General features: G+C 35.5%; 18 protein-coding genes and 1 tRNA gene. 6 read left to right on the top strand and 13 right to left on the bottom strand.

The window, feature by feature from the left end:
• Positions 1–78: 78 nt before the first annotated feature.
• The 8 genes from TZ01_RS04630 to TZ01_RS04595 all read right to left on the bottom strand — a co-directional run bounded on the left by TZ01_RS04630 (position 79) and on the right by TZ01_RS04595 (position 8,357).
• Positions 79–1,833 carry a proton-conducting transporter membrane subunit gene (locus TZ01_RS04630; RefSeq protein WP_048101628.1) on the bottom strand — a complete coding sequence of 585 codons (1,755 nt, stop codon included), beginning with the start codon at positions 1,831–1,833 and terminating at the stop codon, positions 79–81.
• Entirely contained in the window at positions 1,826–2,434 is a 609-nt protein-coding gene (locus TZ01_RS04625; protein WP_048101627.1) for an NADH:ubiquinone oxidoreductase, read from the bottom strand. Before TZ01_RS04625 ends, TZ01_RS04630 begins: the two co-directional genes overlap by 8 nt.
• Positions 2,431–3,585, bottom strand: a complete 1,155-nt coding sequence (locus tag TZ01_RS04620; protein ID WP_048101626.1) for a hypothetical protein — start codon at positions 3,583–3,585, stop codon at positions 2,431–2,433. The genes TZ01_RS04625 and TZ01_RS04620 overlap by 4 nt, the downstream gene beginning before the upstream one ends.
• Positions 3,572–4,897: a proton-conducting transporter membrane subunit gene (locus TZ01_RS04615; protein WP_048101625.1), complete on the bottom strand. Its 1,326-nt coding sequence runs from the start codon at positions 4,895–4,897 to the stop codon at positions 3,572–3,574. Before TZ01_RS04615 ends, TZ01_RS04620 begins: the two co-directional genes overlap by 14 nt.
• On the bottom strand, positions 4,894–5,535 hold the full coding sequence (locus tag TZ01_RS04610; RefSeq protein WP_048101624.1) for a hypothetical protein: 642 nt from the start codon (positions 5,533–5,535) through the stop codon (positions 4,894–4,896). The genes TZ01_RS04615 and TZ01_RS04610 overlap by 4 nt, the downstream gene beginning before the upstream one ends.
• Positions 5,532–6,473, bottom strand: a complete 942-nt coding sequence (locus tag TZ01_RS04605) for a respiratory chain complex I subunit 1 family protein (protein ID WP_048101623.1) — start codon at positions 6,471–6,473, stop codon at positions 5,532–5,534. Before TZ01_RS04605 ends, TZ01_RS04610 begins: the two co-directional genes overlap by 4 nt.
• A 185-nt stretch (positions 6,474–6,658) precedes the next feature.
• A complete protein-coding gene (locus TZ01_RS04600; protein WP_052656756.1) occupies positions 6,659–8,161 on the bottom strand; it encodes a sodium:solute symporter in 1,503 nt (500 codons plus the stop codon).
• Complete coding sequence (locus tag TZ01_RS04595) at positions 8,151–8,357, bottom strand: DUF3311 domain-containing protein (RefSeq protein ID WP_048101621.1); 207 nt, start codon at positions 8,355–8,357, stop codon at positions 8,151–8,153. The genes TZ01_RS04600 and TZ01_RS04595 overlap by 11 nt, the downstream gene beginning before the upstream one ends.
• A 178-nt stretch (positions 8,358–8,535) precedes the next feature.
• On the opposite strand from TZ01_RS04595, the gene TZ01_RS04590 reads away from it, so the two are divergent.
• From TZ01_RS04590 to TZ01_RS04580, 3 genes are all read left to right on the top strand, one after another.
• Positions 8,536–9,258, top strand: a complete 723-nt coding sequence (locus TZ01_RS04590) for an NAD+ synthase (protein ID WP_048101620.1) — start codon at positions 8,536–8,538, stop codon at positions 9,256–9,258.
• Between the two features lies 1 nt (position 9,259).
• Entirely contained in the window at positions 9,260–10,558 is a 1,299-nt protein-coding gene (locus tag TZ01_RS04585) for a sodium:proton antiporter (RefSeq protein ID WP_048101619.1), read from the top strand.
• 31 nt (positions 10,559–10,589) lie between these two features.
• Positions 10,590–10,661, top strand: a tRNA-Ala gene (locus tag TZ01_RS04580).
• Here TZ01_RS04580 and TZ01_RS09415 read toward each other — a convergent pair.
• From TZ01_RS09415 to TZ01_RS09585, 5 genes are read right to left on the bottom strand one after another with little or no spacing between them, the layout of a single operon-like run.
• Entirely contained in the window at positions 10,643–11,509 is an 867-nt protein-coding gene (locus TZ01_RS09415) for a site-specific integrase (RefSeq protein ID WP_082180453.1), read from the bottom strand. The two genes, TZ01_RS04580 and TZ01_RS09415, sit on opposite strands and share 19 nt — an antisense overlap.
• A complete protein-coding gene (locus TZ01_RS09595) occupies positions 11,506–11,673 on the bottom strand; it encodes a zinc finger domain-containing protein (protein ID WP_156150314.1) in 168 nt (55 codons plus the stop codon). Before TZ01_RS09595 ends, TZ01_RS09415 begins: the two co-directional genes overlap by 4 nt.
• Positions 11,666–12,031, bottom strand: a complete 366-nt coding sequence (locus tag TZ01_RS04575; RefSeq protein ID WP_054964283.1) for a hypothetical protein — start codon at positions 12,029–12,031, stop codon at positions 11,666–11,668. Before TZ01_RS04575 ends, TZ01_RS09595 begins: the two co-directional genes overlap by 8 nt.
• Complete coding sequence (locus TZ01_RS09590; protein ID WP_156150313.1) at positions 12,028–12,192, bottom strand: hypothetical protein; 165 nt, start codon at positions 12,190–12,192, stop codon at positions 12,028–12,030. The genes TZ01_RS04575 and TZ01_RS09590 overlap by 4 nt, the downstream gene beginning before the upstream one ends.
• Positions 12,189–12,335: a hypothetical protein gene (locus TZ01_RS09585; protein WP_156150312.1), complete on the bottom strand. Its 147-nt coding sequence runs from the start codon at positions 12,333–12,335 to the stop codon at positions 12,189–12,191. Before TZ01_RS09585 ends, TZ01_RS09590 begins: the two co-directional genes overlap by 4 nt.
• Before the next feature lie 102 nt (positions 12,336–12,437).
• Between TZ01_RS09585 and TZ01_RS04570 the strand changes: the two genes are divergently transcribed.
• From TZ01_RS04570 to TZ01_RS04560, 3 genes are all read left to right on the top strand, one after another.
• Positions 12,438–13,103, top strand: a complete 666-nt coding sequence (locus tag TZ01_RS04570; protein ID WP_048101617.1) for a winged helix-turn-helix transcriptional regulator — start codon at positions 12,438–12,440, stop codon at positions 13,101–13,103.
• Positions 13,104–13,228: 125 nt separating this feature from the next.
• A complete protein-coding gene (locus tag TZ01_RS04565) occupies positions 13,229–13,975 on the top strand; it encodes a hypothetical protein (protein ID WP_048101616.1) in 747 nt (248 codons plus the stop codon).
• On the top strand, positions 13,968–15,848 hold the full coding sequence (locus TZ01_RS04560; protein ID WP_156150311.1) for an ATP-binding protein: 1,881 nt from the start codon (positions 13,968–13,970) through the stop codon (positions 15,846–15,848). Before TZ01_RS04565 ends, TZ01_RS04560 begins: the two co-directional genes overlap by 8 nt.
• Positions 15,849–15,851: the final 3 nt, after the last annotated feature.

Raw genomic sequence — 15,851 nt, 5'->3', positions numbered from 1 at the left:
GTCTAAATAGACATGTCTAAAAAGTATAAATACTTAACCAGTAAACAATTAAAAAAAATAAATTTATTTTTATAATAATTATAATGATACAATTATAATGATTATTATGAATGCAATTATCATATAAACCATATAATAGCTTATTGAGCTGTTCATGATCCTGTATCCAATATATCTTGCACCATTTCTAAAACCCCTGGCGATTTTTATCATTGCAAACCAGAATATGTCAACCGTCTCCATACCTGATTTTTTGTTCCCTGTTTTTAATATTCTTTTTAAAATTAGTCTTATGCCACTGGAATATGAAAATGATGTGTACCCATCAAAATCTGATACACCATTGTTCCATGGCATAACCTTTCTGGTCTTCGGTTTTCCAAAAATTCCATATGTAAGCAATGAAAATATGATTATTAATACTAAAATATAAAATGGTGTTACCAGCCCAAAATCATTTTCATTAAATTTTGATTCTATCATAAATCCATTAAAAACCAGAACTTCAGGTATGCCGGATAAAAATTCTGGTTTAATAAATATTACGGATACAGCAAAAAGTAATATCAGCAAGAGACCGGTGGCAAGGACTGTATACGTTTTAAGATCATTTTTTTCTATTTTCTCATCATGTTTATCACTAAAATAATAAATTTTAAACATTGCAGCTGTGGCAAAACCCTCGCCGATGGCAAGTACAGAACCACCTATCAGGGAGGCAAGCCCGCTGATGCCTCCCAGGTACGCACCCATGAAAAATGATTCAAGGACCATCCATGTTCCAAGGCCTCCAATTCCGGGAAATAAACCGGATAGTGATGAAAAAATAAAAAATTTTCCGATTTTATTGGCACTGCTGGAATTCTTTGATACCATGCTGAAGTATTCCGCACCGGTATTGCCAACGGACATAAAAAGGCCTGTTTTTGCTATGGAATGCCCCATTGCGAAGATTACTACTGAAATAATTATAAACATCCTTAATATGTGATCATTAAATGTAACATAAAGGCCAATGGCTGACAGAAGGGTGCCGTTATTCTCTATGGTGCTAAACCCACCCAGTGATTTCATATTTTCCGATATATAAGCATAGAGTGATCCAAATATAACAGATATCACACCTATGGCGGTAAATAGGATTCCTATGGTCTGTGATTGTGGTGATAATAATGCGATTTTTGTTATGCCATATACACCCATAAGCGTCATGGTGGCGCTGAAAAGTGCAGATGAATTTGCCGGGGCACTTCCATGTGCTATTGGAAGCCACTCGCTTATCATAAATGGTGTTAACCCCATTTTTGACATTGCACCAATGGTAAAAATTAAAAGTACATAATCATTGGTTAGAATGTTAAATCCAAAATTGCCGGTATAAAAATATGACATAACCGCTGCTGTAATAATAAAAACTGTGGATATTTCCGAGAAAAACATAAAAACATAGGCCTCAGCATCATTCCTTTTATTGACAGCAACGGTAACATATGCAGGTATTGACATAATTTCCCAGCCTGTTATGAATATTAAAAAGTTTGATGAATAAAGTATAACCATCATGCCTGAAATTGTTAAAAGGAAAAGCGGGGAAAGCCATTTTCCGTAGGATTTTGAGTAGGATATGGAATATATTGATGATATTATCCATACCGCGCCTGAAATCATGTAAAAGTACGTTATATAATTATATCTGTTAAATGTGATAAAAATAAAGGCAATTGAGGATATTACGGATAATACATATGCAAACGTTCTGTATTTAATCGATACGGGTACAGAAATAAAAATTATTACAAGTGGAATATAATATAATATATTTATATTAATCACCTCTGTACCTTAAAATTGCAGATATGATTGAATATGGCGTTGGTGGGCAGCCAGCTATTTCCACATTGAATTTTTTATTTATGCCTGAGCCAATAATTCCACCTGAAAGTGTGCATGCCCCCATTGCTATTACTATTTTTGGATCTGGCATTGCGTTGTATGCCTCTTCTATTATTTTTTCCATGCCGTTTGTATAAACGCCCATAATAACAAGGGCATCGGCATGCCTTGGAGTTTCAGCCTCAAATATGTTAAACCGGTTTGCATCATACTGTGGAGAAAATATCGATTTTAATTCTGCATTGCATGCACCGCATGTGCCTGAGTCAATAGGATACAGGTAAAATGATCTTTTAAATATTTCAGGCATTTTTCCATGGATGTTATATATATTCTGGTTACCAGTTGGTCTTAAATCGCACCTTCCACAGAAAATGCATTTTTCCTTAATCCATGTTCCATTACTTATGGCACCTGTTGGGCAGTCATAACTGCTTTTTCCCTCAAGAACTGATGGATAATCAGGTTTAAACATGCTTTCATCGGGATTTTTTTCAGTTTTTATTCCCTTTTTTATACCGTTAAGAAACCATAGTGTCATATAAAATTCACCCCCATTTCAGAAACCCATATGCCAAAACTTTCCCATACAAAAAAGAAATCTGTGAAGATATTACCAGGCAGTGCCTTTTTAAATGCATAAAGATTAAGAACCGATGGTGATGACATTATTATATCAGATATTCTGCCATGATCAATTTTAACATAATAAAATATGTCTCCCTGCGGGGATTCAATTCTGGCGGCCCCCTCACCAGATTTATTTAAATCATATTTTTTCATGTAATGTTTCTTAATACCTGTATTTAATATTATATCACATGCTGAAAATATTTCATTGCTTCTAACCATGAATCTTGCAAAAACATCACCGGAACTGTACGTGCATATCTTATAACCATCATAGAGTAATGATTTTGAGTCAATTCTGGCATCATACTTAAGGCCGGCTGCCCGGGCAGCAGGGCCAATGGAATTTACATCCTTATATATTCCATTCTCCTGTAGCCTGTCCATAAATATCTTTGATGCCAGGAGGTCATTATACAATAATCTGAATTCCTTTTCAATATCACCAATTTCTTTTAAAACATAATCAATATTCCCATTAACCATGTTTATTAAATTTGCACCGAAGAAAAATCTGTGCCTGAATGATACTGAAATGGTCCTTGATACCCTCTCTATAATGTAAGAGACCTGCTTCTCTGGTACGGAAAAACCTGCAGACTCACATAATCCCTTAATGACATGCAGATTTGATCTTATCCTTTCAAGTTCTATTTCAATTATTCTTTCATTATTTGAATCAGAATTTTCTATTTCCAGGGCATCCTCAACTGCAAGCAAAAAGCATACTGAATTTGATGCGGCATGGTATCCATTTACCCTCTCTATTTTTAAAAGTGCAGTGTATATATCATCATTAATAATTTTAATATCCCTCATCTTATAAGATGGATTAACATCAACATTTTTTATTATCTCGCCTGGGGTTTGAAGGGTAAATCCTATGGATTCCTCAAGGCCGCCAGCAGATGGTCCATATGCAAAATTTATCTCATCTGGATTTTTTTCATACATTCTGCTTTCTTCATCCATTACTGAAATAAAGCCCTCAGAGTATATACTGTAATTTTTATATTTTCCTATCAGCCTGCCAGATTTAATCCCATTTTTATAATATTTCATTTATTATCACCAGAAATACAATTCCAATAAAAATGGCAATAATACCTGAAATAAGGGGTATTATGGAGCCATTTGTTTCATTATACTTATAATCCCCCTTAAATATCATTTTTGAAACATTCAAATTAATGGAGACAAAGGCAATAAAAATTGAGATTAAAATAATTATGAACTGTGCATAGTAATGTATTGTAATCACCGAATAAAGTATAAGAAATTCTCCAAAAAACGTTCCATATGGTGGTGTCCCGGTAACAGCAAAGGATGATATTAAAAGGGATGAGGAAACGATCTTATTTTTCATAAACCCTGAGATATTATTAATATCCTTCGTCCAGGATATCTTCATAATTTCTCCGGTTGAATAAAATGCACCAGCCTTGCCAAAACTGTGGGCCAGTAAAAGAACAAGGGAGCCAACAAGCCCGGCATATGTACCTGTACCAATGCCAATTAATGCCATGTTCATATTCTCCATTGTTGAGTATGCGAACATTCTCTTGTAGTTGTGCTGGTAGGTTAAAAACAGCGCCGCAAATAAAACTGATACCGTGCCTGCCCACACGAATATTTCAGGCATGGGATATATCTCATATATTCTGTAAAGTACATAAAGTGCTGTTGGAAGTAAAACACCGGAAAACATGGCACTGACCGGGGCAGGTCCCTCACTGTGCGCATCCGGAAGCCATGTGTGCATTGGAAAAACCCCAACCTTGGTACCAAATCCAACAAGGGCTATGCCAACAGCAAGCCTTACAGGCAGATCACCAGTGCTGGACCGGTATATAATTGCGGTAACTTCCAGTGTATGGAATGAATAATATATGAGTATTACAGATATAAATGCAAATGTAACCCCTGCAGAAACTATAATTATGTAACGCCATGTGGCCTCAAGCGATGCATCATTTTTTTCTGTTATTATTAATAGTGCTGATGATATGGTTGTTGTTTCAATACCCACCCACATGAATCCATAATTATTAACCATAAGTGCAAATTCCATTGAGATGTAAAAAAAGTTCATTAAAAGGTAATAATTTTTTTCTGTAATTCCCCTATTCTCGATTCCCTCTATGTATTTTCTTGAATAAAGTAGTGACATTAAATATACTGATGAAACCATTAGAATAAATATAAAATTTATCCTTGTTATGAAGAAAAACCCTTTATAATTAAGGCTGAAATATAATGGTATTAGCATTATCATTTCCAGAAAGGCCCCGGCAACAGATGCATTTTTAATGCTTTTATAAAAAGCGCTCGCTATAAGTGGAATTATAAGTATAATTAAAGGTACTATTATCATCCCCTCAACTCCTCCATTCTTTCATGTACATTTTTTTCAATGCTTATAACAGAGAATATTACAACAAGTATTAGCACATCCAGAAAAACACTGCTTTCTATTATTATTGGAACCGGCAGCAGAAATGTTCCAAGGATAATCAGTGAGTTTTCCTCCTCCACATAGCCAAGGATCTGTGCAATGGTTCTTCTTCTAGATGCAATTAAAAACAATCCCTGAAAGAATAATAGAAGTGGGAATAGTATTATGTTCTTTACAGGGAATATGATGGTTTTTATTTTTATAAAAGAAATTGAGTATACAATAAATATTGATGCTATTATGAATATGAGGTCAAGTATTAGCAGGTATGTTGTGCTTACCCTTGGCTCATACACATAGCTCAAACTCCTTGGTATTCTTTTTATTAAGAAATATGTAACCAGAAATACCCTTAAAATTATTACAAGAATGCCAAGTATTATAAATGTATAATTTTTTAGCATCATACCAAGCATGAAGGCTATAATTGCAATAATAAGCGATTGAAATGCCAGTGTTAAAACCATAGATCTAAGATACTTGTTGCCCTGAATGTAAAATCCGGTGATAACAAGTACAGCAGATATTAAATAAATAAGTGTATAAATTATGTTCATCCAATCACCTCTGTTAAAATCAGGAAAAGTATTGAGAAAATAAAGGCCACAGCAAGAAAGTCTACAACCTTAAACAGTCTTAGCTTGGCCATGGTTGTATCTATTATAAGCACAATAATTATAAGAAACATCCATTTTAAAAACATTACAGGTATGTTTAATAAGAAATCTGGAAATGTGTTTGTTATTCCCCACGGTATTAAAAACACATTTAACAGGACCGACCCAAGCAGATACTGTTTAATGTATGAAGACCATTTATTTACTGCAAGCAGCTTGCCACTGTATTCATAATCTATTCCCGAATCTATCATTCCCATTTCCTGGAGACCCTCACTCTGTGTGGGTATCCTTCCAGATTCATAAATGAAAATCATGAAAAACGCAAAAATGGCAAAGATATGAACAAGGCTAAGATTTGATAATGGATGGGATATCAGATAATTATTGGTTACATAGGGATTGTTTGTGCCCGTTATAAGTGCCACTGCAAAAAACACCGTTATAAGTGTCCCCTCACTAAAAAAATTAAATGATAAAATCCTTGATATTCCAAGGGATGAAAAATTGCTTCCCGAGTCCATGGTACCAGCAATTTTAACAAATGCCGCCGCAGAAAACAGTATTGCACCAGCAAAAAAATCGCCCGATGCGGTAAATATAATGGGCCTTGACATAAATACGGGAATAATAAGTGCAATTAAAGAATATATTCCAAAGGCAATATAGGGTGCGACTATAAAAAGCCGTGTTGATTTAAAGCTTATTAATGTCTCCTTTTTAAGGAGCTTAAAGATATCATAATAAGGCTGAAATATGCTAGGTCCATGCCTTGATTCAATAATGGCCTTTAACCTCTCAAAGATACCTGCAAATAACGGGGAAGCAAGAATAACAAATAAATATTGAGATAATGTCTCCACAACCAGATGAATCATGGTATCACCAAGTAGACGTCATCAGCCCTCTGGCATTGTGGAGACGTCATTCCATACCGGTATATTATTTTTCATTATTTAAAATTTATTTTTAATTTGCTTACATATAATGACATTTATAATATTAAAATGGTCCTAATTTTTAAATAAATTTAAAAAAAGGAATTTAAAAAATATTCATAAAATTAACTGCTGTATTCAAAGTCCTTTTCCTCTATTGTCCCCTCCTCTTTAACATGTTTGGTAAGGTACATTACAAGTGTTATAAGGCCTACAACGAGCAGATTTATGCCAAGCCCTATAAGGCCTATGTAAACCTCAAAGAAGTATTTATAGAATGATACTGTTAGATTCATCTGTATAAGCATTATAACTGTTATTACTAGGCTTACGAACCATCCTATTCCAACAGACCACTTGTTTAATTTCCTTGTGTATAATGAAAGAAAGACCGCCGGTAATGTTTGAAGAACAAATGCACCGCCAAATGTCTGTAAGAATATTATCTGCCTTGATGCGGCCGGCACAAATGAGAATATCAGGGCACCAAGAATAACAACCACCACCATTATCCTTGTAACAACGGATTGCCTTGCGGATGAGGCCTTTGGATTTATGTATTCAAGATAAAGATTTCTTGTAATAAGGTTTGCGGATGCCAGTGCCATTATGGATGATGGCACTATGCTGCCTATCACAACCGCGGCAAATGCAAAGGATGAGAACCATGATGGGAACATATGTTCTATTAGATACGGAAATGCAAAGCTGCTTGCCGGTGCACCATGCTTACCGTCAAATGGCATTCCTAGAACGGCAACTGCGGCCACACCCAATAATGTGACAAATAGCAATAAAACGCTGTATAACGGTAAAAGGGATGAATTCTTTTTTATTGTGTTTGCATCCTTTGAACTTAAGGCCCCGGTAAATGCATGAGGATACAGGAATAGGGCAAGTGCAGATCCAAATGCCAGTGTAACGTAGCCGGCATCGAGTGCAGGGGATATATTAAGGTTTAATCCGGCTACCTTTGCATCCGAAAATATTGTGCCAAAGCCTCCGAGTTTTATTGGCACAACAATTATTATTGTAAGAACAGCAGCCCATATAAGAACATCCTTAACAATGGCTGTCAGTGCTGGACCCCTTAGGCCACTTATAAGTGTAAATCCTGCAACAAAGAGGAATGCCACTATAAGGCTTAACTCAACGGGAAGCTTCATTGAATCCAGTAATACCTCTATGCCAACTATCTGCAATGCTATATATGGCATTTCGGCAACAACACCTGTTAGTCCAACAAGAAGGGCAAGAAATCTTGATGAAAATCTATCCTTTACATAATCCCCTGCTGTTATGTATCCCTTATTTTTTGAAACCGCCCATAATTTTGGCATGAATATATAAACTAACGGATACACAAGAACAACATAGGGTACTGCAAACATGGCAAGCCCGCCGGCTGATGCCTCAAGGCCCGGTACCGCTATAAGTGTGTATGCAGTATATATATCACCACCTATAAGGAACCATACTATTACGGTACCAAACCTCCTGCCGGCCAGACCGTATTCAAGCTCATTCTCAAGGCTTGCAACCCTCTTCCAGAATACGGCAAGGAAACCCACAACAATGGCAAAACCTATAAGGCCGAAGAACAGGATATAATCGAGATCATTGTACATGCTTATCACCATTTTCCCTTCTTTCATTTAAATATACTATGCTTGTGAACAGCGCAGTTAGAAATATCCATAGCATCTGAAACCAGTAGAAGAAAGGAAACCCACCAAGAGAGGGGGAACTCCTGTTGTACAGTGTTATTCCAAAAAGCAATACTATAAAAGGTATTGCCAGTAGTATTATATTTATTACTTTCATTAGTAGGCTCATATATTATAAATATTTAAACTTTACCTAGCATTTATTATACGTAATCATTTTATTATTATTTTCTAAAAATTGCATAAAAAATTTTTTAAGATTTTTTATCAGTAATCATAATAATTTTATTAAGCCTTAACTAAATATTTATTTAATTCCATTTCATTAACATTATGTGTTTAATGAAGATGAGGTTGTTGAAAAAATTAAAACGTTCTTAAAGAGCAGGCTTAATGGTAAAATCGCGGTGCTTGGAGTCAGCTCTGGAATAGATAGCTCCCTGGTTTTAAAATTACTTTCGGTTTCAATAAATACAAATAAAATTAAGGCAATTTTTATGCCTGATAGATTTACCAGGGAATCAGATTATGATGATATAAAGGCACTTGAAGATAATACCGGTATAAGGATAGAAACCATTAATATAGAGCCTGTATTTTCTTCATTTATTTCAATTTTGGGACATACCGATAAAAAAATTGAGGGAAATTTAAGGTCAAGAATCAGGGCCACCATACTGTATTATTTTGCAAATCAGTATAACGGCCTTGTAATAGGAACAACAAATCGTACCGAGTATCTTCTTGGATATTATACAAAATTTGGTGATGGTGCATGTGATATTGAACCCATTGAATTCCTTTATAAAACAGATGTAAGAAAAATATCAAAATATCTTGGCATACCAGATTCTATAATAAACAAAAAGCCCTCAGCAGGTCTCTGGGAAAACCAGTATGATGAGGATGAGCTCTCAATGCCGTATCATAGGGTTGATCAGATCTTAATTGATATATTTGATAAAAATATTCGAAAGGATACTGACGATTATAAAAAAATTATTGGCATATACAACAATTCCGAGCATAAAAGGAGAATGCCAGAAACACTGAACTAAAATGTTTATATCGACAATTACATATGAATACTACGAGATAAGTTTTATTTTAATAATAGCAGCGTTTTCCATACCAATATCGAGGAAGGCATCAACTGTATACATACCGGTTCTCATTGTATTTGGCCTGATTTTTGGGCCGGTTCTCGGATTAATATCACATGGCTTTGCCATCTATTTATTATCATCATTTGGAACTGTTGGAATCGGCCTGCTTGGTCTTGTAATTATCCTTTATTATGAATCACATAATATAAATCCAAGAATTTTAAGGAGATACCTTTATAAAATTGCCTCCCTAGATACTATAGGTATGGTTATTACTGCAGTGGGTGCTGGGATATTCTTCTCAATTTTAACAGGTGCACCTTTTATAATCGGATTTTTATTTGGTGCAATCATTTCCCCAACAGACCCCGCATCACTGATACCGACCTTCAAAAAAATAAAAATTAGGGATGATGTATCTGGAACTTTAATAGGAGAAAGCCTTTTTAATGATCCGCTTGGCATAATACTTTTAACAATAGGGATCGCCCTTACAGCACCAAGCGTATCATATTCCATGCTTTTTACATTTCTTTATAATCATACAGGAATTATATTTGGCTCAATCTCATTTCTTATGCTGGAAATAGCCGTACCATCCGCCATAGGAATAGGACTTGGATTTATTATAATATACTTAAACAGGTATTTTAATTTTGAAAACCTGCTGGTTGCACTTACACTGGGTATTGTCCTATTTGAATTTACATCACTCCAGGCAATAAGCATAACACCATTTCCAGCCATAATAGCAACAGGTGCAATAGTTGGTAACTATTCCGATAAAAGCATATTCTGGAATCGTGAGACAAGCTTTAATGAAAATTTATCATTTATGGCACAGTCAGTTATTTTTATCCTCCTTGGAAGTATTCTGACACGTGTGCAGCTTATTAATTATATATTCTTTGGGTTTATAATATCCTTACTTGTTATATTCGTTATCAGGCCACTTGCGGTGTTTGCATCCCTAAGCATTTTTGATTTTAGCAAGAATATAATAAAATTTGATACCAGAAGCAAAATATTTATGTCACTGGTAGGACCGCGGGGGGTTGTTCCTGTTGTGCTTTCAACCGTACCATTTGTCATAGGCTCACAGGACCATATAAAAATATTGATACAGTACGGTGCAATTATATATGCATCAGTCTCATTTGTTGTTTTAATATCAATAATACTCCAGACCATCTATGTCCCATATATTGGAAGGATTCTATTTGGTGATGATAAGGGTGATGAGGTATCATAAAATTTATACGCCATTCTGTAATAACCATGTAGGGCCGATAGATCAGCGGTAGATCGCTTCCTTGGCATGGAAGAGGGCAGGGGTTCAAATCCCCTTCGGTCCATTACTCTGTGGACAGGATGTATGGGATTTATATCCGCCATCCCTCACAAAGTGTGGCTTCTTCCTCATTATTCTCTCAATAGCTTCGCCTGAATCCAGAGCGGCGTAGATCTGGGTTGTTCCAAGGTTCTCATGGCCCAGCATCTGCCTTATTGTCTCCAGGTCCACATCCTCTTTTACTAAATTATGTGCATATGTGTGCCTGCATTTATGCCACGAAAATGGGATATTCGATTTTTTTGTGATTGTCATTGCTATCTTTCCCATGTACTCTGGTGTTACCGATGATGTTTTTGTGGTAAAAACAAAGGGCGAGTTCTGGTTATTGCGAATTCTTATATATTCTAACAGAACATTCCTGGTATTCTGATCCAGGAATACAGTTCTGTCTTTTTCACCCTTTCCGTGGTAAACAGAGATAGTGTATTCGTGTATATCCTCGACTTTTAATGCTGCAATTTCGGCCCTTCTTAATCCGGTATTCAATGCTAAAAGCACCATGGCATGGTTCCTTTTGTCCTCAACTGTAGAACCGTTGGATTTCTCAAGAATTGTTTTAATCTGGTCTGCATCATAGTATTTAACAATAAAGGACCTCTTCTCCTTAAGGTATATAATTTTGTCCTGGCCGAGGAAATCCAGCCAGCGGTTTAAATATTTTATATGTTCATTTATTGTCTTTGCCAGTGCGCCATTGCGCCTTTCATTTCTGAGAAACTCCAGTATGGCATCCCTGGATGATAGGTCTACCTTCCTGTCAAAGAACCTCATCTTTCTAATGGTGTCTTTCACTGTTGAAACAGCCATTTTCGAATATAAGTAATCCTCAAATTTTGTGAAATCTGTCATAATTTAATAACCTCCTGGCATTTCCTGCATATTGTATGATGCCTCGCCCCCCTCATTTTTATTATATGGCCACAATTAGGGCATACAACCTTCCTTTCTATGGAAATTTTCACACCCTTAAACACGTCTTTCGGTAGAATTAAATTTCCTGATTCATCAAACATTGACAGCCCCCTCTCTTTTCACAAATTCCTGCTCTTCCCTGGAATATTCATACCCGCACATCCTCATATTGTCAGAAAGGCGTTTGAACTCCTCCTTATCATTGAGATAATCTGGAAGCTTTAGGCCTGTCTTCGTTGGCACCAGATTGTATTTTTTCTTTATTGCATCAAGCAGGCCTGTTTTATCAAAATCTTTGTTAACTTTTTGTTCATCCAGCCAGTACTTGTATGGAGTTACAGTTTTCTCAAAGAATATTTGTAATTTTTCATGGTCAACTCCTATATCCTTCTCCTTTAAAAAACTGTGAATTTCTTTGTAGCAATTATTTAAATATTCCAAATAATCTTTTTGTATCATGGCTTCACCTCAATAGGCACTTCCATGTGCCTGCCCTTCTTGGATATCATTAACTGCCTTTCCTCTAGTTCCAGGAACTTTATGGCCTGCTTTACACTGACAAGGTCATAAGGAAGTTTTATCGTCTTTCCATTGATTTTTAAGATTATCCTGTATTTCATGCGTCCACCTCCTCATAAAAATGCTTCTCTCTGTAATCCCTTACCGCCGCCCTAAACAATTCTGATTTATTGATTTCAGGATGTTTCCTCAAAAACCTGTAATCTGGCTCTTCTACACTTACCATTACTTTATGTGCTGTCATATTCTCAATTATATAATACGGAATAATATTTAAACATTACTAATTATATAATCGTGAATTGCTCAAATAATTAATATTTTTAAAAAGATTTCCCTTTATATAATGGATATTTCAAAATATGGAAAGCATGGTTCTTCGATTTTAATTTATTTATTAGAAAAAGGAGAAATTCCCATCACAGATTTTTCAAAAATTCATATTGGTCCAACTACATATTATCGCTCTCTTGCTAATTTGGAGAAAGATGGATTAGTCAAACGCCGAGAAATAATTAACAAAAGAAAAATCGTTTTGTATTCCCTTACTGATAAAGGCAAATCTTTTGCCCAAGGCCTGAAAGACGCCGAAAATGCAGTTGAGGGAAAGCAAAAAGAACCCCGGGAATCATCAGAAGGCATAATTCATGTTGATGGCGAGGAGATTAATGTGAAGCTCGAGCCTGAAGAGCGGAAAAATTCAAAGTATCTTAAGATTTTAATTCATTCAAATGTCCTGGACGACCACATCAGCGTGGAGGAGGCAATCCCTGGAAAGCCTACCCGGATTTTCAACATCTACATAAGGCAGAACGGCCATGGATATTTTCGCCTGTGGTGTGAGGTGGACAACAGCTTTGATTGCTGGCATGTCAAGGAGGCCTGGACCTATCCGGCTGTGCAGAAAATGATGATGGAATACAAATATAAGGCCAAGGTCTGCCCTTACTGCAAGACCGTCAATGACCTCGATGCTGATTACTGCAAGCACTGCGGGGCGAAGCTGGAATGATGCTGAAGATAGGTGATAATTTGAAAGTGAAAAAATACTATAAGCGCAAATATTATGATATTGACCAGTTAATAGCTAAAATTCATTTTGACATATATTTAAATGTCATTGAGAGAGGGATATAAATGAATCAAAGACCAACTTGTTATTACCATGCAACTGATGAAATAAATTCCATGGAACTCTGTGATCAAAATACAAAGTTTGTAGGTTCTTTATATCTTATGTGTAACAATGCCCACGTGCTTAAATTTTACAGAAACCCAAATGGTACATTAACAGCTGATTCTGTTTCTACTATTTTCAATAGTTTAAAATGTAAATATAAGACATTTTTTCAGTATACCCCAAGTAAGGTCCTTGAACATTTTTATTATACTTTGAATTTTTTGACCACCGAATATTACTACGGAGCTGCATATAGCATTCGTACTTTGGCTGAAAGACTAATATACGATAATTATGGCACTCGAGTTTATTATGAAGATGAAGTTATTAATAGCGACGACCCAAGAATTGAAGAAATATCGAATAATATTAAGGATATTGGTTTTAAACCATTTATAATATTGTTAGAATCGTCCAGTAATAGAAATAGGGTTAAAAACGGTAAAACATTTAAGCATGATCCAAAACAATTAGAACAAGCCCAAAAGGCAGTTTCAAATATTAATGCCCATCCAGCTCTCTTCACTTCATTGAATACATTAGATTTCAACAAAATAATAGATGTAGCGGATAAAACTTCTCCTGTGTTACACGGAAGAACACAAATGGATTCTGTTTTAGCCTATGAGCTTTTAAAAGACACGCTTGAGGTATATACAAATTATTTTAAAAAATGTAAAAAATGGGGTGTTAACTATGTCTGAAAAAGAACAATTTGAAACTAGAATCTCTCTCCAGGTAAGTGTCCAAATAATAAAGCATATTTCTAGGGGGCTTTACAGGTCGGCAAGTAGTGCTATAAAAGAGCTGGTTAGCAACTCATTTGATGCCGATGCAAATAATGTGGTGGTTAAGTGGTTTTTTTCTTATGATAAGTCTGGCACAATCATGCTCAAACAAATAGAAGTGAGTGATGACGGGGAAGGAATGAACTTAGATAATCTCATATATTCTTTTACTCACATTGGTGGAAGTGCTAAGGAATTAAACGAAAATCTTAAAACAAAATCAGGAAGGCCCGTTATCGGGCGTCTTGGAATAGGCATGCTATCTGTGGCTTCCGCTTGTAGGGGATTTAGGGTAATTACAAAAAAGGAACACGAAGAAAGAGAATATATATCTGATGTGTCTCTAGAATTCCTCGACCAATTGAGGGAGCTTACTGATACTATGGACAAATTCAATATCGGAAATGTAAAGATAAGTTCTAGGAGTGTAAGTGGTTATGAGAAATATACAAAGATACAAATAAGTGATTTTAGGCCACCATTTCTGGCAGGCATTATAGGGGACCTTCCAGAATCATATTTTTTCAGCAAAAAGATAATAGCGGAGAATTCGAAAGAAAGTGAGTCATATATTGTCAGGTATATCGAAGAAAAATTAGGAAAAGGTGAAAAACTTTTAAAATTATCGCAATTTGACCAAATACTGACTGAATTAGCCTTAATGGCACCCATAAAATATCTTTCCGATGGCCCTGTGAGGAAATCAGTCCCCATGGCTGGTAGCGAGGAATATTCAATTCCGGGGACTGATAACATTGATTACTTATCACTTAAAAAAAGGTTAGAAGACCTTAATTTTAGGTTATATTATGAAATGTATATTGAGGATGAAAAGGTAAGCAAATTCGAACTATTTAAACCTTTGAGATACCCTCTCGATTCAGATCTAAAATTGCATTCAGTAAAAGAGTTAGATCCTTATGTTATAGTGGTTGGCCCAGTAGAGAGAAAAATACTTAATGATGTAGACGAAGAGGTAGAAACTAAAATAAGTGGGTATGTTTACCATCAAAATATGAGGATCCTTCCGCATGAATTCAGGGGTATACTATTCAGGGTTTATAATGTAGCAATAGGTACTTATTTTCAAGATGAATTACGGCTATACAGTGAGGATCCTGTTATATTGCACCAAATGCTAATTGAAGTTTATTTAGATGAGGGATTTCAATCGGCAGTAAACCTTGATAGAGAAAGCCTGTTTGAGGGTTCACGTGTAGTAATCTACCTTAGAGCCTTCCTAGAAAATTTCTTAAAAGGAAAAGCGCCAACAAAGCCAGCAAATATGGAGATACATGAGTCCAATGTAAAAGATGGTCAAGAGACGCATCAAGAGTCAAGTACTATGAAACCAACTGAAAGTAGAGTACCTCCAGTAAATTCAGAACTTTCTACATACTATACCAAAGATCTAAACTTTTTAAAAGAACTTAACAAATTATTCCCAGAAGGGAAAGGTGTAATAAGTGATATCAAAACCAGAATGTCTAACCAAAGAAAAATTAAAGTATCTAATTTTGCACCAATAAATAAACTTAAACAAAAAGTTATTGATGACTTTAATGTTGGCAGCGTTAATTTTGAACCGTCTTCTATAAACGATGTTGGCTTTAGTTTAGAACATGGGAAGGCCCTTATAAGAATCCCAAAACTAAAACGTGTAAAGAATGCTGATTTATGGGAAACAGTGCTAGCCGTAATAGCTGTTTGGGGACCTTCGAATAAGGAAGAGAAAGTAAAACTTGCCAAGGTTATTTATGATTTGTTCCAAAGTATCGAAACAAAATAATAA

It is taken from the genome of Acidiplasma sp. MBA-1, assembly GCF_000949015.1.
Lineage (GTDB): Archaea > Thermoplasmatota > Thermoplasmata > Thermoplasmatales > Thermoplasmataceae > Acidiplasma > Acidiplasma aeolicum.
The sequence above is the reverse complement of the archived record's forward strand: the minus strand, read 5'-3'. Positions and strand labels throughout refer to the sequence as shown.